A 21,334-nucleotide genomic window follows, 5' to 3' on the forward strand; every position below is an offset into this window, starting at 1 on the left:
CGTGGCTTCGAAATGGACTTCGCTGAACTGTTGCTGGAAGACTACAAAGCCTCCCTGAAATACCTCAGCGATCACCCGAAACTGCAGGGTATTGCCCAGCAGAACAGCTTTAAACATACCTGATAACGTTTAAGTGGTAATGCTGTCCCGGAACGCTCCTGTTTCGGGACAAATTCCAAAGTCTGTTCACTGGCATTAGCAACGGAAAATATTGCTCTGAACACGCTTCAGAACAAGACAGGTGCGGTTCCGACAGGAATACCGTTTTAGGGGGATAATATGGCTACATCGGTACAGACAGGTAAAGCTAAGCAGCTAACATTACTTGGATTCTTCGCCATTACGGCGTCGATGGTAATGGCTGTTTATGAATACCCGACATTCGCAACATCTGGTTTTTCATTAGTCTTCTTCCTGCTATTAGGCGGGATTTTATGGTTTATTCCCGTGGGCCTCTGTGCTGCGGAAATGGCTACCGTGGACGGCTGGGAGGAAGGTGGTGTTTTCGCCTGGGTATCGAATACCCTGGGGTTGAAATGGGGATTTGCAGCTATCTCATTTGGCTATCTGCAAATCGCTATCGGCTTTATTCCAATGCTCTATTTCGTGTTAGGAGCGCTCTCCTACATTCTTAAATGGCCTGCACTGAATGAAGACCCGGTAACGAAAACCATTGCAGCACTCATCATTCTTTGGGCACTGGCATTAACGCAGTTCGGCGGCACGAAATATACGGCGCGAATTGCTAAAGTCGGCTTCTTCGCCGGGATCCTGCTGCCTGCATTTATTTTGATCGCATTAGCGGCTATTTACCTGCACTCCGGTGCGCCGGTTGCTATCGAAATGGATGCAAAAACCTTCTTTCCTGATTTCTCAAAAATTGGCACGCTGGTTGTGTTTGTTGCCTTCATCCTGAGTTATATGGGGGTGGAAGCATCCGCAACGCACGTCTATGAAATGAGTAACCCAGGGCGCGATTATCCATTAGCCATGCTGCTATTGATGGTGGCGGCAATCTGCTTAAGCTCGGTTGGTGGTTTGTCCATTGCGATGGTCATTCCGGGTAATGAAATCAACCTCTCCGCAGGGGTGATGCAAACCTTTACCGTTCTGATGTCCCATGTGGCACCGGAAATTGAGTGGACGGTACGCGTGATCTCCGCCCTGCTGCTGTTGGGGGTACTGGCAGAAATAGCATCCTGGATTGTCGGCCCTTCTCGCGGTATGTATGTCACTGCACAGAAAAACCTGCTGCCCGCCAGCTTCGCCAAAATGAACAAAAATGGCGTGCCGGTAACACTGGTTATTTCCCAATTGGTGATCACTTCAATTGCGTTGATTATCCTCACCAATACCGGTGGTGGTAACAACATGTCCTTCCTGATTGCACTGGCACTGACAGTGGTGATTTATCTGTGTGCTTATTTCATGCTGTTTATTGGCTACATTGTATTAGTCCTTAAACATCCTGATTTAAAACGCACATTTAATATCCCTGGCGGTAAAGGCGTAAAACTGGTGGTAGCTATTGTCGGTCTGCTGACCTCAATTATGGCGTTTATCGTCTCCTTCCTGCCGCCGGATAATATCCAGGGTGACTCTACCGATATGTATGTTGAATTACTGGTGGTGAGTTTCCTGGTAGTACTCGCCCTGCCCTTTATTCTCTATGCCATCCATGATCGTAGAGGCAAAGCGAATACCGGTGTAACACTGGAGCCAATTAACAGCCAGAACGCGCCGAAAGGCCACTTCTTCCTGCATCCACGTGCCCGTTCACCGCACTATATTGTGATAAACGACAAGAAACACTAACCCTATCTGAGTGGTGACAGTATAAGGGAGCGATAGTTAATCGCTCCCTTTTTCGTACCAGTTATCGTATTGACTTGCCCCAGATAAGTACGAGAATGAGCAACACATCTGTTTACCGGAAACCAGCATATATGGATATCTGCTCCCGAAACGTGAAATTCGCGCTCAAAAGACCAGCGGCGCTCGTTGCACTGGCTCTTTTACTGTGTAGTTGTAAGACAACACCGCCAACCACAATAGTTACACCACCAGCAGGCTTAAAACCACCAGCAACAGCGCAACAATCGTCGCAACCCATGCGTGGTATCTGGCTGGCCACTGTGTCTCGCCTCGACTGGCCCCCGGTTTCCTCGGTTAACATTAGTAACCCCACCACCCGAGCCAGCGTGCAACAACAGGCGATGATCGACAAGCTGGATCATCTGCAACGTCTCGGCATAAATACGGTCTTTTTCCAGGTAAAGCCCGATGGCACTGCCCTTTGGCCATCAAAAATTTTGCCGTGGTCAGATCTTATGACCGGCAAGATGGGTGAAAACCCCGGTTACGATCCGCTGCAATTTATACTCGATGAAGCCCACAAGCGTGGGATGAAAGTACACGCCTGGTTTAACCCCTATCGCGTGTCGGTTAATACTAAACCCGGAACAATCAGGGAATTGAATAACACCCTGTCGCAGCAACCTGCCAGCGTCTATGTGCAGCATCGCGACTGGATCAGGACATCGGGCGACCGTTTTGTTCTCGACCCGGGCATCCCTGAAGTTCAGGACTGGATCACATCGATAGTTGCAGAAGTCGTTTCCCGTTATCCGGTTGATGGTGTGCAGTTCGACGACTATTTCTACACCGAATCACCAGGTTCACTGCTTAACGATAACGAGACGTACCGCAAATATGGGGGCGCTTTTGCCTCGAAGGCAGACTGGCGACGCAACAATACCCAGCAGTTAATCGCGAAAGTATCGCATACCATAAAAAGCCTGAAGCCTGAGGTCGAATTTGGTGTTAGCCCGGCAGGCGTCTGGCGTAATCGCTCACATGATCCACTCGGTTCAGATACCCGTGGAGCTGCTGCCTATGATGAATCCTATGCGGATACCCGCCGTTGGGTCGAACAAGGTTTACTGGATTATATTGCCCCACAAATTTACTGGCCTTTCTCTCGTAGCGCCGCACGCTATGACGTATTGGCTAAATGGTGGGCAGATGTCGTCAAACCGACCAAAACCCGTCTCTATATCGGTGTCGCCTTCTATAAAGTTGGAGAACCCTCGAAGATAGAACCTGACTGGACAGTTAACGGCGGCGTGCCAGAACTGAAAAAGCAGCTCGATCTTAACGACGCTGTTCCAGAAATTAGCGGTACTATTTTGTTCCGCGAAGATTACCTGAATAAACCACAGACCCAGCAAGCCGTTAGTTATCTGCAAAGTCGCTGGGGAAGCTAATCCCCTTTTTTACTGTGCCATCGCCGGTGATTAAAGCACCGGCCTGTTACCTTTCAAAAAAGTCACATTCTCTTAATGTTAAATTATTTGCGTATAAGCAAATGGCCATAATCTCCTGATTAATTAGTATTAATATGAAAAACAAAGTGATGTTCGTCGCCACCGAAAAATAATCACGATGGGCTATACTCTTCAGAAGAACAGTAGCGTAGATTAAAACTGTCTAACTCGTTTATTTCTCTTCATTACATCTTCATATTTCAGGAGAATATGGTGCAATAAGCCTGTCCAGTGTGTTGCGTTTCGTTTTTTCGATCTCATTTGCCTTTCCAGTCGTATAAGGGGCTGAATTATGGAGATGTACTTTAAAAGAATGAAAGATGAGTGGACCGGATTAGTTGCCCAGGCCGCTCCCATCATTCGCACAAAAGCCGCAGAAATTGCCGTTACCCATGCCCATTACCTGAGCAATGAGTTTTATCGTATTGTACGCACTGACCCGCACGCCGAAGAGTTTTTGAGTAACGAACAGGTTGAAAGACAGCTCAAAAGTGCTATGGAAAAGTGGATTATCAACGTACTCTCTGCGCAAACGGACGATGTTGAAAGACTGATACAAATCCAACATACCGTGGCTGAAGTCCATGCTCGTATTGGCATTCCCGTGGAAATTGTCGAGATGGGGTTTCGCGTGCTGAAAAAAATCCTCTATCCAGTGATATTTTCCTCTGATTATTCGCCTGCGGAAAAACTTCAGGTTTATCATTTTTCGATTAACAGTATCGATATAGCCATGGAAGTTATGACCAGGGCGTTTACCTTTAGCGACAGTAGCGCAGCTAAAGAAGATGAGAACTATCGTATATTCTCATTACTGGAAAATGCTGAAGAAGAAAAAGAACGGCAAATAGCCTCATTACTTTCATGGGAAATAGATATTATTTATAAAGTTCTGTTGGATTCTGATTTAGGCAGTAGCCTACCGTTAAGCCAGGCTGATTTTGGCCTGTGGTTTAACCATAAAGGCCGCCATTATTTTAGTGGTATTGCTGAAGTAGGCCATATCTCCCGCCTGGTTCAGGATTTCGACGGAATTTTCAATCAGACAATACTCCATGCCAAAAATCTGAGTAACAAAAGCCTGCGAGTGAAATTTTTATTACAGATACGAAATACCGTATCGCAAATTATCACTTTACTGCGAGAACTGTTTGAAGAAGTTTCTCGCCATGAAGTGGGAATGGATGTGTTAACCAAGCTACTCAACCGCCGTTTCCTGCCGACTATCTTCAAACGTGAAATTGCCCATGCCAATAGAACCGGAACGCCGTTGTCTGTGCTAATCATCGATGTTGATAAATTCAAAGAGATCAACGACACATGGGGACATAACACCGGTGACGAGATCTTACGTAAAGTCTCGCAGGCGTTTTACGACAATGTTCGCAGCAGTGATTATGTTTTCCGCTACGGTGGCGATGAATTTATCATTGTACTGACTGAAGCCTCAGAAACTGACACTTTACGTACCGCAGAACGTATACGCAGTCGGGTAGAAAAAACCAAACTAAAAGCTGCAAACGGCGAAGATATTGTCCTCTCTCTGTCCATTGGTGCCGCCATGTTTAATGGGCATCCTGATTATGAACGTTTAATTCAAATAGCCGACGAAGCTCTGTATATCGCTAAAAGACGAGGTAGAAACCGTGTTGAACTCTGGAAAGCCAGTCTTTAAATGCGCCCGGATGCAGAGGTAATCATGAAGCTAACCGATGCAGAAAATGCCGCTGACGGCATTTTTTTTCCCGCCCTTGAACAAAATATGATGGGGGCGGTGTTAATTAACGAAAATGATGAAGTGATGTTTTTCAACCCAGCCGCAGAGAAGCTCTGGGGATATAAGCGCGAAGAGGTCATTGGCAATAACATCGATATGCTCATCCCCCATAATTTGCGCCCTGCACATCCTGAATATATCCGGCATAACCGTGAAGGTGGTAAAGCGCGTGTCGAAGGAATGAGCCGGGAATTGCAACTGGAGAAAAAAGACGGCAGTAAAATATGGACACGATTTGCCCTGTCAAAAGTGACTGCCGAAGGGAAAATTTATTATCTGGCGCTGGTTCGGGATGCCAGCGTTGAAATGGCGCAGAAAGAACAGACCCGGCAGTTGCTCATTGCCGTAGACCACCTCGACCGACCTGTGATTGTGCTCGATCCTGAGCGTCATATCGTGCAGTGCAATCGCGCATTTACCGAAATGTTTGGCTACTGCATCAGCGAAGCCAGCGGTATGCAACCCGATACGCTACTTAACATTCCTGATTACCCGACAGATAACCGCATTCGCTTACAGCAACTATTGTGGAAAACCTCCCGCGATCAGGATGAATTTCTGTTATTGACGCGTACGGGTGAAAATATCTGGATTAAAGCGTCTATCAGTCCGGTCTATGACGTGCTTGCTCATCTACAAAACCTGGTGATGACCTTCTCAGATATCACCGAAGAACGGCAAATCCGCCAACTGGAAGGCAACATCCTCGCTGCCATGTGCAGTAGCCCACCGTTTCATGAAATGGGTGAAATCATTTGCCGTAATATTGAATCCATTCTTCATGAATCACACGTATCGTTGTATGCATTGCGTAATGGGATGCCAGTGCATTGGGCATCGTCCTCTCATGAGGTAGATGTAAAGAATGCACAAAGCTGGGCTGTCACCATTCGCCAGCGTGATGGTGCGCCTGCGGGGATACTGCAAATCAAGACCGCGGCAGGAACAGAAACCAGTGCATTTGTCGAACGTGTGGCAGATATCAGCCAGCATATGGCCGCACTGGCGCTGGAACAGGAGAAAAGCCGCCAGCACATCGAACAGCTAATTCAGTTTGATCCGATGACCGGTCTGCCAAATCGCAATAATCTGCACAATTACCTTGATGACCTGGTCGATAGAGCCGTCTCTCCGGTGGTGTATCTTATTGGCGTCGACCATATTCAGGATGTGATCGACAGCCTCGGCTACGCGTGGGCCGATCAGGCATTGTTAGAGGTCGTTAATCGTTTTCGCGAAAAACTCAAACCCGATCAGTATCTCTGCCGCGTTGAAGGTGCACAGTTTGTCCTCATTAGCCAGGAGGATGAAGTAAGCAACATTACCCAAATCGCTGATGAGCTACGCAACATCATTAGAAAGCCGGTCATCATTGACGATCAACCTTTTCCTTTAACCTTAAGCATTGGTATCAGTTACGACGTTGGCAAAAACCGTGACTACCTGCTTTCTACCGCCCACAATGCGATGGATTTCATTCGCAAAAATGGCGGTAACGGCTGGCAGTTCTTTAGTCCGACAATGAACGAAATGGTTAAAGAGCGGCTGGTATTAGGTGCGGCGCTGAAAGAAGCGATCAGCAACAACCAGTTGAAACTGGTTTACCAGCCGCAGATCTTCGCGGAAACGGGTGAACTGTACGGTCTTGAAGCTCTTGCTCGCTGGTACGATCCGCAGCATGGTCATGTTCCCCCTTCCCGGTTTATTCCCCTCGCGGAAGAGATTGGTGAAATTGAAAACATTGGTCGCTGGGTCATCGCTGAAGCCTGTCGCCAGTTAGCAGAATGGCATAGCCAGAATATTCACATCCCGGCGTTATCCGTTAACTTGTCTGCGCTGCATTTTCGCAGTAATCAACTACCCAATCAGGTTTCCGACGCGATGGAAGCCTGGGCGATTGACGGCCACCAGCTAACAGTGGAAATCACCGAAAGCATGATGATGGAACACGATACGGAGATCTTTAAACGCATCCAGATCCTGCGGGATATGGGTGTAGGTTTATCCGTCGATGATTTCGGCACCGGCTTTTCTGGTTTATCACGCTTAGTCAGCCTGCCGGTAACAGAAATCAAAATTGATAAAAGTTTTGTCGATCGTTGTCTGACTGAAAAACGCATTCGCGCCTTGTTAGAAGCCATTACCGGCATTGGACAAAGCCTGAACTTAACCGTAGTGGCTGAAGGTGTAGAAACAAAAGAACAGTTTGAGATGTTACGCAAGATCCACTGCCCCGTTATTCAGGGCTATTTCTTCTCACGCCCTTTACCCGCCGAAGAGATCTCTGTCTGGATGTCTACTGCGCTACCGCTTCAAATCGACGTTTAGTAAATCTTGCCCGCACTGGCGGGCAAGATTTCATGTATTCGTATTAAGCTATTTGCGCGCCGCTATATTAAAATCTGTACATAATACCCGCACCAATAATGTAATTATAATTCTGCATCCCAGGTGAATCTTTATCTTTTACACGTTCACCATTTTCTTTATGATAATTTGTTGTGTTACCAACATCATTAGAGAATCTACTCCATGATATTTCTGTAAAAATACGCGCCTGTGGATTAATGTTATACCCCACATTAATAAGACCTGAGTAATATTTTTGGTTAGATACTTTATCTTTAAATGTAATGTTGCTCAAGTAATGCTGATCTGTGCCTTTCCCTTCTCCCCAGGCGCTATATTTAAATTGCGTTATAATATCAAAATCATGGTAGATATATTTACCAGAAAGACCTAAATAGGGAGCGCTGAATTTTTGTTGGTAACCAATAACTTTTTGGCCATGAGGAATATCACCAATGTCGGCACCGTTGTCATAACTATAGTAACCGCCTTTCGCCAACCAACTGAAACGCGTCTCCTGATAGCCTAACACAGCGCCTAATTGGTAGTTTTGTTCCTTTAAAAACCAACCTGTCATATTGAGATCAAACTGATTTGCAAAATTTAACCGTGTTGCAGGATGATGTGACCAATCGCTCCAGTGTTGTTGCCCCGGCTCCAGCCAGTCATAATCATCCATTAGCGCACCGGCAGAGGCAAGCGTCGTCCAGCCGTTGGCATTAAGAGTCAGCCATGAGACTGCATCCCAGGTTACGCCCATTTTAACAATGGGCGTATTTTGAATTTTCCAGTCCAGTTGGCTAAGTGTGCCACCATTACTATAGACAAACTCACCTGACTCACCATTCAGAAATGAAAGAGAAGCATCAACAAAAACACTGTCAGGTGAGAAATTAAATTCTGAAGATGCACTTGCATACTGGCTTAGATAAATTAACACAATAAAAAAAGAGACCTTTTTCACCGACATGGCTTCATCCTTATTGAACAATATCAATTAGCAAATTAATTGAAATGAATTAATTTAAATAGATTTGAATTGGTTAAAATTAACTAAGTCTTACAATGGCACATATGATTCGCACCATCAAACAGAAAACATAAATAACCCAATATTTACTGATATTCTGAACGAAGTATAAATTCACAACCTGATGCAATAATGATTTTTTATGCGCAGAGGGGATAATGAGCAGAATAAAGATGCGGTTTAAATACGAGATCTCATTGGGATAAGGACAAAGTATCTGTGTAGATAACTTGCCGGATGACGCATCATCCGGCGAGAATTTATGCTTTCAACTGGTAATCCAGCGTAATTTCCGCTTTCAGTACCTGAGAAACCGGACATCCTGCTTTTGCTTTCTGGATAATACCGTCAAAGGTGGAAGCATCAATGCCCGGAACGGCGACTTCGCTTTTCAGTGCAATTTTAGTAATCGCAAAACCGGCATCCACTTTATCCAGTGATACATCGGCAGTGGTATCAATCGATGTTGGTGTGAATCCCGCTTCCCCCAGCATTAATGAAAGCGCCATCGAGAAACAAGCGGCATGTGCTGCACCAATCAGCTCTTCCGGGTTGGTTCCTTTTGCGCCTTCAAAACGCGTGTTAAACCCATACGGTTGTTGGTTCAGCACACCGCTCTCGGTAGATACTGTTCCCTTCCCGCGTTTGATATCGCCTTCCCAGTGTGCCTGACCTTTCTTATGGATTGTCATTGTTGCTCTCCTGTGGGCTTAAAAAGGAAATTATAGACTACGGGAGAAACAGCAAGAGGATAAGCAGGATATTCCGAATTAAACCGGCTAAAAAAATCACCTGCGCATTTAAATGGAATGACCGCACCGGATGTCTGGAAATATAGGATTAAAACGATACCCCAACAAATAAAAACCAATAACATCATGCATTTAAAATATAAAAATCACCAACCAGGATTATTCCTGGTAACGAGACAATAAATATTTGCCATGCTGAATGTGCTTTATAAATCTGCGAGGCGTAGCAGACACCATAAATACACAGACAAGGAGGATCACTATGTTTACTTATTATCAGGCAGCAAATTCCACCGCAGAACCCGCTCTGGTTAACGCCATTGAGCAAGGCCTTCGGGCAGAGCACGGTGTTGTCACTGAAGATGATATTCTCATGGAGCTGACCAAATGGCTGGAAGCTTCTGATAACGACATCCTCAGTGATATCTACCAGCAAACTATTAATTATGTGGTCAGTGGCCAGCACCCTACACTTTAAGCTGCTATGCTTGATCCGCAACCTTAGGGGTTACGTTTCTTCGCTTTGGCGAATTGTCCTTAAAACTAGTAACAGGATTGAGGAGTTAAAATGAAATCGAACCGTCAGGCCCGTCATATTCTTGGACTGGATCATAAAATATCTAACCAGCGCAAAATAGTTACCGAAGGTGACAAATCCAGCGTGGTAAATAACCCAACAGGCAGAAAACGCCCCGCTGAAAAGTAAGTTTTAACAATCCGTCCTCAATGACGATTAAACACCATTGCCAGCGCAATGGTGTTTTTGTTTTTATCTGCTTTATACTTGGGCCGACGCCCTGGCGGTAAAGCAAAGACGATAAAAGCGCCCCAGGGATGGATATTCAAAAAAGAGTGAGTGACATGGAACCAAAAACAAAAAAACAGCGTTCGCTTTATATTCCTTACGCTGGCCCTGTACTGCTGGAATTTCCGTTGTTGAATAAAGGCAGTGCCTTCAGCATGGAAGAACGCCGTAACTTCAACCTGCTGGGGTTACTGCCGGAAGTGGTCGAAACCATCGAAGAACAAGCGGAACGTGCGTGGATCCAGTATCAGGGATTCAAAACCGAAATCGACAAACACATCTACCTGCGTAACATCCAGGACACCAACGAAACCCTCTTCTACCGCCTGGTGAACAATCATCTTGATGAGATGATGCCCGTCATTTATACCCCAACCGTCGGCGCGGCCTGTGAACGTTTCTCCGAGATCTACCGTCGTTCGCGCGGCGTGTTTATCTCTTACCAGAACCGCCACAATATGGACGACATCCTGCAAAACGTGCCGAATCACAACATTAAAGTGATTGTGGTGACGGATGGCGAACGTATCCTGGGCCTGGGTGACCAGGGTATCGGCGGGATGGGCATTCCAATCGGTAAACTGTCGCTCTATACCGCCTGTGGCGGCATCAGCCCGGCGTATACGCTGCCGGTAGTATTGGACGTTGGCACCAACAATCAGCAACTGCTTAACGACCCGCTGTATATGGGCTGGCGGAACCCGCGTATCACCGACGACGAATACTATGAATTTGTTGATGAATTTATCCAGGCCGTGAAGCAACGCTGGCCTGACGTGTTGCTGCAGTTTGAAGATTTCGCACAGAAAAACGCGATGCCGCTGCTGAACCGTTATCGCAATGAAATATGTTCCTTTAATGATGACATTCAGGGGACCGCCGCGGTAACGGTCGGAACGCTGATAGCAGCCAGTCGCGCGGCGGGTGGTCAGTTAAGCGAGAAAAAAATCGTCTTCCTCGGCGCTGGCTCTGCGGGATGCGGCATTGCGGAGATGATCATCGCCCAGACCCAGCGCGAAGGATTAAGCGAGGAAGCGGCGCGGCAGAAAGTGTTTATGGTCGATCGCTTTGGCCTGCTGACCGACAAGATGCCAAATCTGCTGCCTTTCCAGACCAAACTGGTGCAGAAGCGGGACAATCTCAGCGGCTGGGATACCGACAGCGATGTGCTGTCACTGCTCGATGTGGTGCGCAATGTCAAACCGGATATTCTGATTGGCGTCTCCGGACAGGCCGGGCTGTTTACGGAAGAGATCATCCGCGAAATGCACAAGCATTGCCCACGCCCAATCGTGATGCCTCTCTCTAACCCGACATCACGCGTCGAAGCCACGCCGCAGGACATTATTGCCTGGACCGAAGGTAATGCGCTGGTCGCCACTGGCAGCCCGTTTAATCCCGTGGTATGGAAAGATAAAATCTACCCTATCGCCCAGTGTAACAACGCCTTTATCTTCCCGGGGATCGGGCTGGGCGTTATTGCTTCCGGCGCGTCACGCATCACCGATGAGATGTTGATGTCGGCAAGTGAAACCCTGGCGCAGTATTCTCCTCTGGTGCTGAACGGCGAAGGTCTGGTATTGCCGGAACTAAAAGATATTCAGAAAGTCTCCCGGGCTATAGCTTTTGCGGTCGGCAAAATGGCTCAGCAACAAGGCGTGGCGGTGAAAACCTCCGCCGAAGCTTTGCAACAAGCCATTGACGATAATTTCTGGCAAGCCGAATACCGCGACTACCGTCGTACTTCCATCTAAGTCTCTGCCCGGTAGTGAACACTGCCGGGCAATTTTTCTCTCCCTTTTTCAGATCTCATCCATACTGGGTAGTGGCGAATAAATCTCATTTGCCTCACCTGCTATGCAGAACATCATCCGAAAAGGAGGAACTATGAAGGCTGCGGTTGTTACGAAGGATCATCATGTTGACGTTACGGATAAAACGCTGCGCTCACTGAAACACGGTGAAGCTCTGTTAAAAATGGAGTGTTGTGGTGTATGTCATACCGATCTTCATGTTAAGAATGGCGATTTTGGTGATAAGACCGGCGTAATTCTGGGGCACGAAGGCATTGGTGTGGTGGCGGAAGTTGGCCCTGGAGTAACTTCATTGAAACCAGGCGATCGCGCAAGCGTAGCATGGTTCTTTGAAGGATGCGGTCATTGCGAATACTGTAACAGCGGCAACGAAACCCTCTGCCGTTCAGTTAAAAATGCCGGATACAGCGTTGATGGCGGGATGGCTGAAGAGTGCATCGTGGTCGCTGATTACGCGGTCAAAGTGCCGGATGGCCTGGACTCGGCTGCCGCCAGCAGCATTACCTGCGCGGGCGTCACCACCTATAAAGCGGTGAAACTGTCAAAAATTCGCCCCGGGCAGTGGATTGCTATCTACGGTCTTGGCGGTCTGGGCAACCTCGCCCTGCAATATGCGAAGAATGTCTTTAACGCCAAAGTGATCGCCATTGATGTCAATGATGAGCAACTGAAACTGGCGACCGAGATGGGCGCTAATTTAGCAATTAACTCACGCTCTGAAGATGCTGCCAAAATTGTGCAAGAGAAAACCGGTGGCGCTCATGCCGCGGTGGTGACGGCGGTAGCAAAAGCCGCATTTAACTCGGCAGTCGACGCCGTTCGCGCAGGTGGGCGTGTCGTGGCTGTAGGTCTACCGCCGGAATCTATGAGTCTTGATATTCCACGGCTGGTGCTGGATGGCATTGAAGTCGTAGGTTCGCTGGTCGGCACGCGCCAGGATTTAACCGAAGCCTTCCAGTTTGCCGCCGAAGGTAAAGTGGTGCCAAAAGTCGCCCTGCGTTCGTTAGCGGACATCAACACCATCTTTACCGAGATGGAAGAAGGTAAAATCCGTGGCCGTATGGTGATTGATTTCCGTCGCTAAGAGTCCTTTGCTGCGACTGCCATGTTCGGGTCGCAGCCTGTTTTGCGAGACGCTTTCCGCAATTTCACTCTTCTTCTTTTCCTCCCCGATCTTTCCCCTCACAATTCGCGAAAACGTAGCGAAATTTGTTGCGCTGCACGGAACAATAGTGATAGTGTTCCTTTCGAAGGAACAAGGATGAAGAGATGATAATGAATTTCAGACACAAGGGATTGCGTGACTTGTTTCTTCTCGGCAAAACCTCCGGCGTTATACCGACGCAAGTCAAACGATTACGCCACCGACTCGCTGTGATTGATGCAGCAAGCTGTCTTGCTGATATCGATATGCCCGGTTACCGACTACACCCGTTAAGCGGCGATCGCGATGAAATTTGGACGATATCTGTCTCGGGCAACTGGCGAATCACATTTGAATTCGTCAATGGCGATGCATACATACTGGATTACGAGGACTATCACTGATGAAAATGGCCAATCATCCCCGCCCGGGGGACATTATTCAGGAATCACTGGACGAACTTAATGTCAGTCTGCGCGAGTTTGCCAGAGCAATGGAAATTGCGCCCTCAACGGCAAGCCGATTGCTGACCGGAAAAGCAGCTTTGACACCAGAAATGGCGATTAAACTTTCCGTGGTGATCGGCAGTTCGCCGCAAATGTGGCTGAATCTGCAAAACGCCTGGAGCCTGGCAGAGGCTGAAAAAACGGTGGATGTGTCGCGACTGCGCCGTCTGGTTACGCAATAAAAAAATGGCACCTTATAAAGCGCCATTTGAAACTGATGACAAACGCAACATTGCCCGATGCGCTACGCTTATCAGGCCTACACGTTCACTGCAATCTATTGGATTTGAACGGTTTGTAGGCCGGATAAGGCGTTCACGCCGCATCCGGCATGAACAAAGTGCACGTTATCTACAATAAAAAATGGCGCCTTTTACAGCGCCATTTTCAGCTTAAAGCTCAAAAGAGATTATATCCCTTCTTCACTCTCTTTTTTCGCTTCGGCCTTCTCGATTTCACGATACCAGCGCGGATGGTGTTTCTTCGCCCAACGACGGCTCACCTTTCCTTCGACCATCCCTTTAATCGACCCTTTCACCCAGAATGCCATATACATATGGATCAGGATGGCGTGGATCAGGATGATACCCGCGGCTGCGTGGATCAGCAGACTGTAGCGGACAACCTGAATCGGGAAGTACTGCGCAAAGTACGGACGCCAGATAATCACCCCGGTCACCAGCAGCACGAAAATCATGCTCATGATCGACCAGAACATCATCTTCTGCCCGGCGTTGTACTTACCGACATCCGCCACTTTGTGCTCATTGCCTTTCAATACTTCGACAATGTTCAACAGCCACGGAATATCTTTCTTATCCGGGATGTTGTGATGCACAAAGCGGAAGAACATAAACATCAGCGCAACAAAAATCGCAATGCCGAAGAATGGGTGCAAAATGCGTCCCATCTGCGGCGTACCGAAGGTTTGCGTCAGCCATTGCAGCGTCGGGAAGAAGAACGAAATCCCGGAAAGTGCCACCAGGAAGAAGCAAATCACCACGGTCCAGTGACAGGCGCGATCAATAAACTTGGTGCGCACAATCATTTTCGACTTACTCATGATTTCCCTCCTCGTCATCGTCCACTTCCTTATTCGGGCCAATACCGATGTAGTGGAAAATCAACCCGGCAAAGGTGGCGATAAAGCCAGCCGCTGCCAGCGGTTTCAACGCGCCTTTCCACAAGTTCACCGAAGTATCAATCTTCGGCTCCTTCGGCAGACCGTGATACAGCTCCGGCTGATCGGCGTGATGCAACACATACATGACGTGCGTGCCACCAACCCCTTCCGGGTTGTAGACGCCAGCATGTTCGTAGCCACGCGCTTTCAGTTTCGCCACCCGCTGTTCCGCCAGCTCCAGCATCTCCTTCTTGGTGCCGAAGTGGATCGCCCCGGTCGGACAGGTTTTCACACAAGCCGGTTCCTGGCCGACGCTGACGCGATCGACGCAGAGGGTGCATTTATATACCCGGTTATCCTCTTTGTTGAGGCGCGGAATATTAAACGGACACCCGGCAATGCAGTAACCACAGCCGATGCAGTTTTCCGACTGAAAATCGACAATGCCGTTAGCGTACTGAATGATTGCACCGGCAGACGGACACGCCTTCAGACAGCCCGGATCTTCACAGTGCATACAGCCGTCTTTACGGATCAGCCACTCCAGCTTACCGTTCTGTTCGGTTTCGCTAAAGCGCATCACCGTCCAGGACTTGGCGCTCAGATCGGCGGGGTTATCGTAGACCCCGACGCAGTGCCCCACTTCATCACGGATGTCGTTCCACTCCGAACATGCCACCTGGCAGGCTTTACAGCCGATACAGGTGGAAACGTCGATAAGTTTCGCGACTTCTGCTTTGTAATCACGCACCTGCGAAGGCGGCGTGATGGAGTTAGTTGCGGACCTTTTGATAATGTCCTGCGTTTCCATAGCCATCTGTTCGCCCCCTTACGCCTTCTCGATGTTGACTAAGAACGCTTTATATTCCGGCGTTTGCGAGTTTGCATCACCGACATTCGGCGTCAGAGTGTTAGCGATATAGCCTTTACGCGCGACACCCTCAAAGCCCCAGTGGATTGGAATACCCACCGTTTCTACCTGTTGACCGTTAACGTTCAGCGGCTTCAGACGGCGCGTTACCACGGCCACCGCGCGGATAAAGCCACGCTTACTGGAGACAGTGACACGATCGCCATTGGCAATGCCTTTCGCCGCCGCCAGCGTTTCGCTGATTTCCACAAACTGTTCCGGCTGGGCGATTGCGTTGAGCAATGCGTGCTTGGTCCAGGTGTGGAAGTGCTCGGTCAGACGGTAGGTCGTACCCACGTAAGGGAACTGCTCTTTTTTACCCATCCGCAGCGCATCTTGTTCATACAGACGCACGACCGGGTTAGACACCACGTTTGGATGCAGCGGGTTCGTACCCAGCGGCGTTTCAATCGGCTCGTAGTGTTCCGGGAATGGACCTTCTGCCATTTTGTTGATGGCAAACAAGCGTCCCATCCCTTCCGGCTGCATGATAAACGGCCCGGTTGGCGTACCCGGTGCGGCATTGCCGAAGTCCGGAATATCATTGCCCGTCCACTTGCTGCCGTTCCACTGGATCAGCATCCGTTTCGGATCCCACGGTTTACCGTTGATATCCGCTGAAGCACGGTTGTACAGCACGCGACGGTTGAGCGGCCACGCCCATGCCCATCCCAGCGTATTCCCCAGACCTGACGGGTCGGAGTTATCGCGGTTGGCCATCTGGTTGCCCTGCTCGGTCCAGCTACCGGTGTAGATCCAGCAAGAAGATGCAGTCGTACCGTCATCACGCAGATGCGCAAAGCTACTCAGCAACTGACCTTTCTTCGCAATCAGCACGCCATTGGCATCATAGAGATCTTCCAGCGCATAGCCGTTGTTCTCTTTTGCCACTTCGTCAGATTGCGGCTCGTGCGGCTGCTTGTAGTTCCAGCTCATCTTCATCAGCGGTTCTACGCCTTTACCACCTTCGGCTTTATACAGCTCGCGCAGATGGTGGTAGATACCCGCCAGAATTTCACCGTCGTTACGCGCTTCGCCCGGAGCGTCCTGACCTTTCCAGTGCCACTGCAACCAGCGACCGGAGTTGGCGATAGAGCCATCTTCTTCAGCAAAGCAGGTCGAAGGCAGACGGAATACCTCGGTCTGGATAGACGCCGGATCGACATCGTTCGACTCGCCGTGGTTCTGCCAGAAGGTGGAGGTTTCAGTCACCAGCGGATCGATAACCACCATGTATTTCAGCTTACTCAGGCAGCTAACCACTTTGTTTTTGTCCGGGAAGGACGCAACCGGGTTAAAGCCCTGGCAGAAATAACCGCTGACCTTGCCTTCGTCCATCATGTTGAAATACTTGATGACGTCGTAGGTCTGATCCCACTTCGGCAGCCAGTCGTAACCCCAGTTGTTTTCTTTCTGTGCGGCATCGCCGTAGAAAGATTTCATCAGGCTAACGAAGAACTTCGGATAATTGCTCCAGTAGTTCACCTGATCAGCCAGCGTCGCTTTCGGCGTATTCGCTTCCAGATACGACTGCAGATCAACCTGTTTTTCTGACGGCAGCGTCAGATAACCCGGTAAGCTGGTAGAGAGCAGACCTAAGTCGGTCAGACCCTGAATGTTGGAGTGGCCGCGCAGCGCGTTCACGCCACCACCAGCCATACCCATGTTGCCGAGCAGCAACTGGATCATCGCCATAGTACGAATGTTCTGCGCACCGACAGTGTGCTGCGTCCAGCCCAGGGCGTACAGGAAGGTGGTTGTGCGATCCGGCGCGCTGGTGGAGGCCAGCACTTCACACACTTTCAGGAAGTCGGCTTTTGGCGTACCACAGATGTTTTCTACAACATCCGGCGTGTAGCGGGAAACGTGCTCTTTCAGCAGGTTCCACACGCAGCGCGGATGAGTCAGCGTATCATCGCGTTTCGCATAGCCATTTTCATCGAACTGATAGTTCCAGGACGACTTATCGTACTGGCGTTTTTCAGCGTCATAGCCGCTGAACAGGCCGTCTTCGAAAGCAAAATCATCACGCACCAGCAGGCTGGCGTTGGTGTAATGCTTAACGTATTCAGCGTTGATTTTGTTGTTTTCGATCAGGTAGCGCAAAACGCCAGACAGGAACGTAATGTCCGTACCGGAACGAATAGGCGCGTAGATATCCGCGACAGAAGCGGTACGCGTAAAACGGGGATCGACAACGATCAAGGTTGCATCGTTGTTGTTTTTCGCTTCCATCGCCCAGCGGAAACCGACGGGATGCGCTTCAGCAGCGTTACCGCCCATCACCATCACGACGTTAGCGTTTTTGATATCCACCCAGTGGTTGGTCATCGCACCGCGACCAAATGTTGGAGCAAGACTTGCTACCGTTGGTCCGTGTCAGACGCGTGCCTGGTTGTCTACCGCCAGCATCCCGAGGGAGCGAGCAAATTTTTGGGTCAGCATCCCGGTTTCGTTGCTGGCACCGGAAGCACACAGCATACCGGTAGAAAGCCAACGGTTAACCGTTACGCCCTGCTCGTTCTTCTCAATAAAGTTGGCATCACGGTCAGCTTTCATCAGCTTCGCAATACGGGAAAATGCTTCATCCCAGCTAATACGCTGCCATTTATCTGAACCTGGAGCGCGATATTCCGGGTAACGCAGACGGTTTTCACTGTTCACGTAGTCCAGCAAACCGGCCCCTTTCGGGCACAGCGCACCGCGGCTTACCGGATGATCCGGATCACCCTCAATGTGATAAATCGCTTCTCTGGCGTTTTTAGCTCCATCACCCAGGCTATACATCAATAGCCCGCAACCTACGGAACAGTATGTGCAGGTGTTACGGATCTCTTTTGCGCGTAATAATTTATAGTTTCGCGCCTGAGCCAGTGCTTGCTTCGGGGCAAAGCCCAATGCTGCTACTGTTGTTCCAGCCATACCGCCCGCGCAGATTTTAAAAAATTGTCTGCGACTGACGTCCATTGCTTTCCTCTTTTTACACGGGTGTAACTGCGCGAGGAAACTAACAGTAAAATTCCGAATCTTTTTGCGCCAAATCAAAAAGAACGCCTGTTTGCCACAAAATAGTTCGCCTTTACAAATTGACCTACCTCAATAGCGGTAGAAAAAGTCACCACGTCCTGACAGGCAGGTTAAAAAAATGCTATAAATTTCAGCGCGATTTTTAATGGCAAGAGAGAAAAAAGAGCAAATATGACAAAACAAAAAGCAACACTCATTGGCCTGATTGCGATCATCTTGTGGAGCACGATGGTTGGGTTGATTCGTGGGGTCAGTGAGGGGCTCGGTCCGGTAGGAGGAGCGGCGGCGATCTATTCATTAAGCGGACTACTATTAATATTCACTGTTGGATTCCCACGTCTTCGGCAGATCCCGAAAGGCTATTTACTTGCTGGCAGCGTATTGTTTGTCAGCTATGAAATTTGCCTCGCGCTTTCTTTGGGATACGCGGCCACCCGCCATCAGGCCATTGAAGTCGGTATGGTGAACTATCTATGGCCCAGCCTGACGATTCTTTTTGCCATTCTTTTTAACGGACAAAAAACAAATTGGCTGATTATTCCAGGATTGCTTTTCGCGTTGATGGGTGTTTGTTGGGTGCTGGGCGGTGAGAATGGCCTGAAATATAATGAAATAATCAATAATATCACTACCAGCCCATTAAGTTATTTTCTGGCGTTTATTGGTGCCTTTATCTGGGCGGCTTATTGCACGGTAACCAATAAATATGCCCGTGGATTTAACGGCATTACCGTTTTCGTTCTTCTGACGGGTGCAAGCCTATGGGTTTACTATTTTCTGTCGCCACAACCAGAGATGGTTTTTAGCACCCCTGTCATCGTCAAACTCATTTCTGCGGCTTTTACTTTAGGATTTGCTTATGCCGCCTGGAATGTCGGTATTTTACATGGCAATGTCACTATTATGGCAGTAGGGTCTTATTTTACCCCCGTACTTTCGTCAGCGCTTGCTGCCGTGCTGCTCAGCGCACCGCTGTCGCTCTCATTCTGGCAAGGCGCACTGATGGTCTGTGGCGGTTCTCTGCTCTGCTGGCTGGCGACACGTCACCGATAAATAAAGATGACAAGATGAGGCCAACGCTTTATACAGCAACAAAACACGTTCAGGGATATGCGGATTTAAAAATTAGTGAAGGCAATGATATATTTTTGTTACATTCAGTAACACATAAGCCTTCAGATAATCCGCTTTCTCACCGCGAGGCTGTGCTTTCTTATCTATTCTTTCATTCAGCACTTCACTCTATTCATCCTTAATTCTAAAAACGGGCGGTTGCGCCCAACGTCCTGTCTTTTCTTTTTTTCATTAACAATGTGTGCATGCGAGGAAGAATATGGCACTGCAAAATGAGAAAAACAATCGTTATCTTTTGCGCGACTGGAAGCCAGAAAATCCGGCATTCTGGGAAAATAAAGGAAAGCATATAGCACGAAGAAATCTCTGGATATCAGTCAGTTGTTTACTTCTTGCGTTCTGTGTCTGGATGTTATTTAGCGCTGTCGCCGTTAATCTCAACAAAATCGGCTTTAATTTTACTACCGATCAACTTTTTTTATTAACAGCATTACCCTCCGTTTCGGGCGCATTATTACGTGTTCCCTACTCCTTTATGGTGCCAATATTTGGTGGACGTCGCTGGACCGTTTTTAGTACCGCTATCCTGATTATTCCCTGCATCTGGCTCGGTTTTGCCGTGCAAAATACAGCTACTCCCTTCGGTGTATTTATTGTAATTGCTCTGCTGTGCGGTTTTGCGGGCGCAAACTTTGCTTCAAGTATGGGAAATATCAGTTTTTTCTTCCCGAAAGCCAAACAAGGTAGCGCACTTGGCATTAATGGCGGACTGGGTAATTTAGGCGTCAGCGTGATGCAACTGGTTGCGCCGCTGGTGATTTTTGTTCCGGTATTTGCCTTTCTTGGTGTTAATGGCGTACCGCAGGCCGATGGCTCTGTGATGTCACTGGCTAATGCTGCCTGGATTTGGGTGCCATTGTTGGTCATTGCCACCATTGCTGCCTGGTCAGGGATGAATGATATTGCCAGTTCACGTGCATCAATTGCCGACCAGTTACCTGTGTTACAACGCCTGCATCTCTGGCTGTTGAGTCTGCTCTACCTCGCCACTTTTGGCTCGTTCATCGGCTTTTCCGCGGGTTTTGCCATGCTGGCAAAAACGCAGTTCCCGGATGTGAATATTCTGCAACTGGCGTTTTTTGGCCCGTTTATCGGTGCCATTGCGCGATCGGTTGGCGGCGCTATCTCCGATAAGTTCGGCGGCGTTCGCGTTACGCTTATCAACTTTATTTTTATGGCTCTGTTCAGTGCGTTGCTGTTTCTGACGTTACCCGGCACGGGTTCAGGTAATTTCATTGCGTTTTACGCCGTATTTATGGGGTTGTTCCTGACGGCGGGTCTGGGAAGTGGCTCTACTTTCCAGATGATTGCCGTCATCTTCCGCCAGATAACCATTTATCGGGTGAAGATGAAAGGCGGTAGCGATGAAGAAGCACAGCGAGAAGCAATCACCGAAACCGCCGCCGCACTTGGCTTTATCTCGGCAATTGGTGCAGTTGGCGGCTTTTTTATTCCACAGGCGTTTGGCATGTCGCTGAATATGACCGGCTCGCCGGTTGGCGCGATGAAAGTGTTTTTAATCTTTTACATCATCTGTGTGCTGCTGACCTGGCTGGTCTATGGTCGGCGGCAGTTTAGCCAAAAATAAGAGATCGATGCCTGATGCGACGCTGATGCGTCTTATCAGTCCTACAACC

The 21,334-nt window shown here is 48.7% G+C and carries 18 protein-coding genes; 13 read left to right on the top strand and 5 right to left on the bottom strand.

Features of this window, described 5'->3' with window-relative positions; translation table 11 throughout:
• The 5 genes from C7B16_RS25400 to dosP all read left to right on the top strand — a co-directional run.
• Positions 1 to 123 (top strand): hypothetical protein (locus tag C7B16_RS25400; RefSeq protein WP_001684489.1); only part of this gene is annotated, 123 nt, incomplete at its 5' end.
• A 156-nt stretch (positions 124 to 279) separates the two neighbouring features.
• Positions 280 to 1,815 (top strand): acid resistance gamma-aminobutyrate antiporter GadC, encoded by a 1,536-nt coding sequence (gadC, locus tag C7B16_RS19620; RefSeq protein ID WP_107180019.1) that lies wholly within the window; start codon positions 280 to 282, stop codon positions 1,813 to 1,815.
• 131 nt (positions 1,816 to 1,946) lie between these two features.
• On the top strand, positions 1,947 to 3,266 hold the full coding sequence (locus tag C7B16_RS19625; RefSeq protein WP_000350408.1) for a family 10 glycosylhydrolase: 1,320 nt from the start codon (positions 1,947 to 1,949) through the stop codon (positions 3,264 to 3,266).
• 352 nt (positions 3,267 to 3,618) lie between these two features.
• Positions 3,619 to 5,001, top strand: a complete 1,383-nt coding sequence (dosC, locus tag C7B16_RS19630) for a diguanylate cyclase DosC (RefSeq protein ID WP_000426259.1) — start codon at positions 3,619 to 3,621, stop codon at positions 4,999 to 5,001.
• Positions 5,002 to 5,025: 24 nt separating this feature from the next.
• Positions 5,026 to 7,431 carry an oxygen-sensing cyclic-di-GMP phosphodiesterase DosP gene (dosP, locus tag C7B16_RS19635; protein WP_123057425.1) on the top strand — a complete coding sequence of 802 codons (2,406 nt, stop codon included), beginning with the start codon at positions 5,026 to 5,028 and terminating at the stop codon, positions 7,429 to 7,431.
• A 67-nt stretch (positions 7,432 to 7,498) separates the two neighbouring features.
• On the opposite strand, the gene C7B16_RS19640 is transcribed toward dosP, so the two are convergent.
• Together C7B16_RS19640 and osmC are read right to left on the bottom strand one after the other, a co-directional pair.
• Entirely contained in the window at positions 7,499 to 8,422 is a 924-nt protein-coding gene (locus C7B16_RS19640) for an omptin family outer membrane protease (protein ID WP_107180020.1), read from the bottom strand.
• Positions 8,423 to 8,742: 320 nt separating this feature from the next.
• On the bottom strand, positions 8,743 to 9,174 hold the full coding sequence (gene osmC / locus C7B16_RS19645; RefSeq protein ID WP_000152293.1) for a peroxiredoxin OsmC: 432 nt from the start codon (positions 9,172 to 9,174) through the stop codon (positions 8,743 to 8,745).
• 322 nt (positions 9,175 to 9,496) lie between these two features.
• Between osmC and bdm the strand changes: the two genes are divergently transcribed.
• The 6 genes from bdm to C7B16_RS19680 all read left to right on the top strand — a co-directional run bounded on the left by bdm (position 9,497) and on the right by C7B16_RS19680 (position 13,685).
• Positions 9,497 to 9,712 carry a biofilm-dependent modulation protein gene (gene bdm / locus C7B16_RS19650; protein ID WP_000495761.1) on the top strand — a complete coding sequence of 72 codons (216 nt, stop codon included), beginning with the start codon at positions 9,497 to 9,499 and terminating at the stop codon, positions 9,710 to 9,712.
• Between the two features lie 90 nt (positions 9,713 to 9,802).
• Positions 9,803 to 9,940 (top strand): stationary-phase-induced ribosome-associated protein, encoded by a 138-nt coding sequence (gene sra / locus C7B16_RS19655; RefSeq protein WP_000841554.1) that lies wholly within the window; start codon positions 9,803 to 9,805, stop codon positions 9,938 to 9,940.
• A 155-nt stretch (positions 9,941 to 10,095) separates the two neighbouring features.
• Positions 10,096 to 11,793 (top strand): malate dehydrogenase, encoded by a 1,698-nt coding sequence (gene maeA, locus C7B16_RS19660; protein WP_001516384.1) that lies wholly within the window; start codon positions 10,096 to 10,098, stop codon positions 11,791 to 11,793.
• Positions 11,794 to 11,926: 133 nt separating this feature from the next.
• A complete protein-coding gene (gene adhP, locus C7B16_RS19665) occupies positions 11,927 to 12,937 on the top strand; it encodes an alcohol dehydrogenase AdhP (protein WP_107180021.1) in 1,011 nt (336 codons plus the stop codon).
• A 185-nt stretch (positions 12,938 to 13,122) separates the two neighbouring features.
• Positions 13,123 to 13,401, top strand: a complete 279-nt coding sequence (locus C7B16_RS19675) for a type II toxin-antitoxin system RelE/ParE family toxin (protein ID WP_016248700.1) — start codon at positions 13,123 to 13,125, stop codon at positions 13,399 to 13,401.
• Entirely contained in the window at positions 13,401 to 13,685 is a 285-nt protein-coding gene (locus C7B16_RS19680) for a HigA family addiction module antitoxin (RefSeq protein WP_000781370.1), read from the top strand. The genes C7B16_RS19675 and C7B16_RS19680 overlap by 1 nt, the downstream gene beginning before the upstream one ends.
• Before the next feature lie 227 nt (positions 13,686 to 13,912).
• Here C7B16_RS19680 and fdnI read toward each other — a convergent pair whose 3' ends face one another.
• From fdnI to fdnG, 3 genes are read right to left on the bottom strand one after another with little or no spacing between them, the layout of a single operon-like run.
• Positions 13,913 to 14,566: a formate dehydrogenase-N subunit gamma gene (gene fdnI / locus C7B16_RS19685; protein ID WP_000045637.1), complete on the bottom strand. Its 654-nt coding sequence runs from the start codon at positions 14,564 to 14,566 to the stop codon at positions 13,913 to 13,915.
• Positions 14,559 to 15,443: a formate dehydrogenase N subunit beta gene (gene fdnH / locus C7B16_RS19690; protein WP_001240589.1), complete on the bottom strand. Its 885-nt coding sequence runs from the start codon at positions 15,441 to 15,443 to the stop codon at positions 14,559 to 14,561. The genes fdnI and fdnH overlap by 8 nt, the downstream gene beginning before the upstream one ends.
• Positions 15,444 to 15,455: 12 nt before the next feature.
• A complete protein-coding gene (gene fdnG / locus C7B16_RS19695) occupies positions 15,456 to 18,503 on the bottom strand; it encodes a formate dehydrogenase-N subunit alpha (protein WP_077633351.1) in 3,048 nt (1,015 codons plus the stop codon).
• A 231-nt stretch (positions 18,504 to 18,734) separates the two neighbouring features.
• Here fdnG and yddG point away from each other — a divergent pair, with 231 nt between their 5' ends.
• Positions 18,735 to 19,616: an aromatic amino acid efflux DMT transporter YddG gene (gene yddG / locus C7B16_RS19700; RefSeq protein WP_000166096.1), complete on the top strand. Its 882-nt coding sequence runs from the start codon at positions 18,735 to 18,737 to the stop codon at positions 19,614 to 19,616.
• Positions 19,617 to 19,896: 280 nt separating this feature from the next.
• Entirely contained in the window at positions 19,897 to 21,285 is a 1,389-nt protein-coding gene (gene narU / locus C7B16_RS19705; RefSeq protein WP_001207879.1) for a nitrate/nitrite transporter NarU, read from the top strand.
• Positions 21,286 to 21,334 lie beyond the last annotated feature (49 nt).

Source organism: Escherichia sp. 20412-1, assembly GCF_003027595.1.
GTDB classification, from domain to species: domain Bacteria; phylum Pseudomonadota; class Gammaproteobacteria; order Enterobacterales; family Enterobacteriaceae; genus Escherichia; species Escherichia marmotae.

Coding starts and splice junctions, on each gene's coding strand:
- gadC (WP_107180019.1), top strand. CDS start 280: ATGGCTACATCGGTACAGACAGGTAAAGCTAAGCAGCTAACATTACTT.
- C7B16_RS19625 (WP_000350408.1), top strand. CDS start 1,947: ATGGATATCTGCTCCCGAAACGTGAAATTCGCGCTCAAAAGACCAGCG.
- dosC (WP_000426259.1), top strand. CDS start 3,619: ATGGAGATGTACTTTAAAAGAATGAAAGATGAGTGGACCGGATTAGTT.
- dosP (WP_123057425.1), top strand. CDS start 5,026: ATGAAGCTAACCGATGCAGAAAATGCCGCTGACGGCATTTTTTTTCCC.
- C7B16_RS19640 (WP_107180020.1), bottom strand. CDS start 8,422: ATGTCGGTGAAAAAGGTCTCTTTTTTTATTGTGTTAATTTATCTAAGC.
- osmC (WP_000152293.1), bottom strand. CDS start 9,174: ATGACAATCCATAAGAAAGGTCAGGCACACTGGGAAGGCGATATCAAA.
- bdm (WP_000495761.1), top strand. CDS start 9,497: ATGTTTACTTATTATCAGGCAGCAAATTCCACCGCAGAACCCGCTCTG.
- sra (WP_000841554.1), top strand. CDS start 9,803: ATGAAATCGAACCGTCAGGCCCGTCATATTCTTGGACTGGATCATAAA.
- maeA (WP_001516384.1), top strand. CDS start 10,096: ATGGAACCAAAAACAAAAAAACAGCGTTCGCTTTATATTCCTTACGCT.
- adhP (WP_107180021.1), top strand. CDS start 11,927: ATGAAGGCTGCGGTTGTTACGAAGGATCATCATGTTGACGTTACGGAT.
- C7B16_RS19675 (WP_016248700.1), top strand. CDS start 13,123: ATGATAATGAATTTCAGACACAAGGGATTGCGTGACTTGTTTCTTCTC.
- C7B16_RS19680 (WP_000781370.1), top strand. CDS start 13,401: ATGAAAATGGCCAATCATCCCCGCCCGGGGGACATTATTCAGGAATCA.
- fdnI (WP_000045637.1), bottom strand. CDS start 14,566: ATGAGTAAGTCGAAAATGATTGTGCGCACCAAGTTTATTGATCGCGCC.
- fdnH (WP_001240589.1), bottom strand. CDS start 15,443: ATGGCTATGGAAACGCAGGACATTATCAAAAGGTCCGCAACTAACTCC.
- yddG (WP_000166096.1), top strand. CDS start 18,735: ATGACAAAACAAAAAGCAACACTCATTGGCCTGATTGCGATCATCTTG.
- narU (WP_001207879.1), top strand. CDS start 19,897: ATGGCACTGCAAAATGAGAAAAACAATCGTTATCTTTTGCGCGACTGG.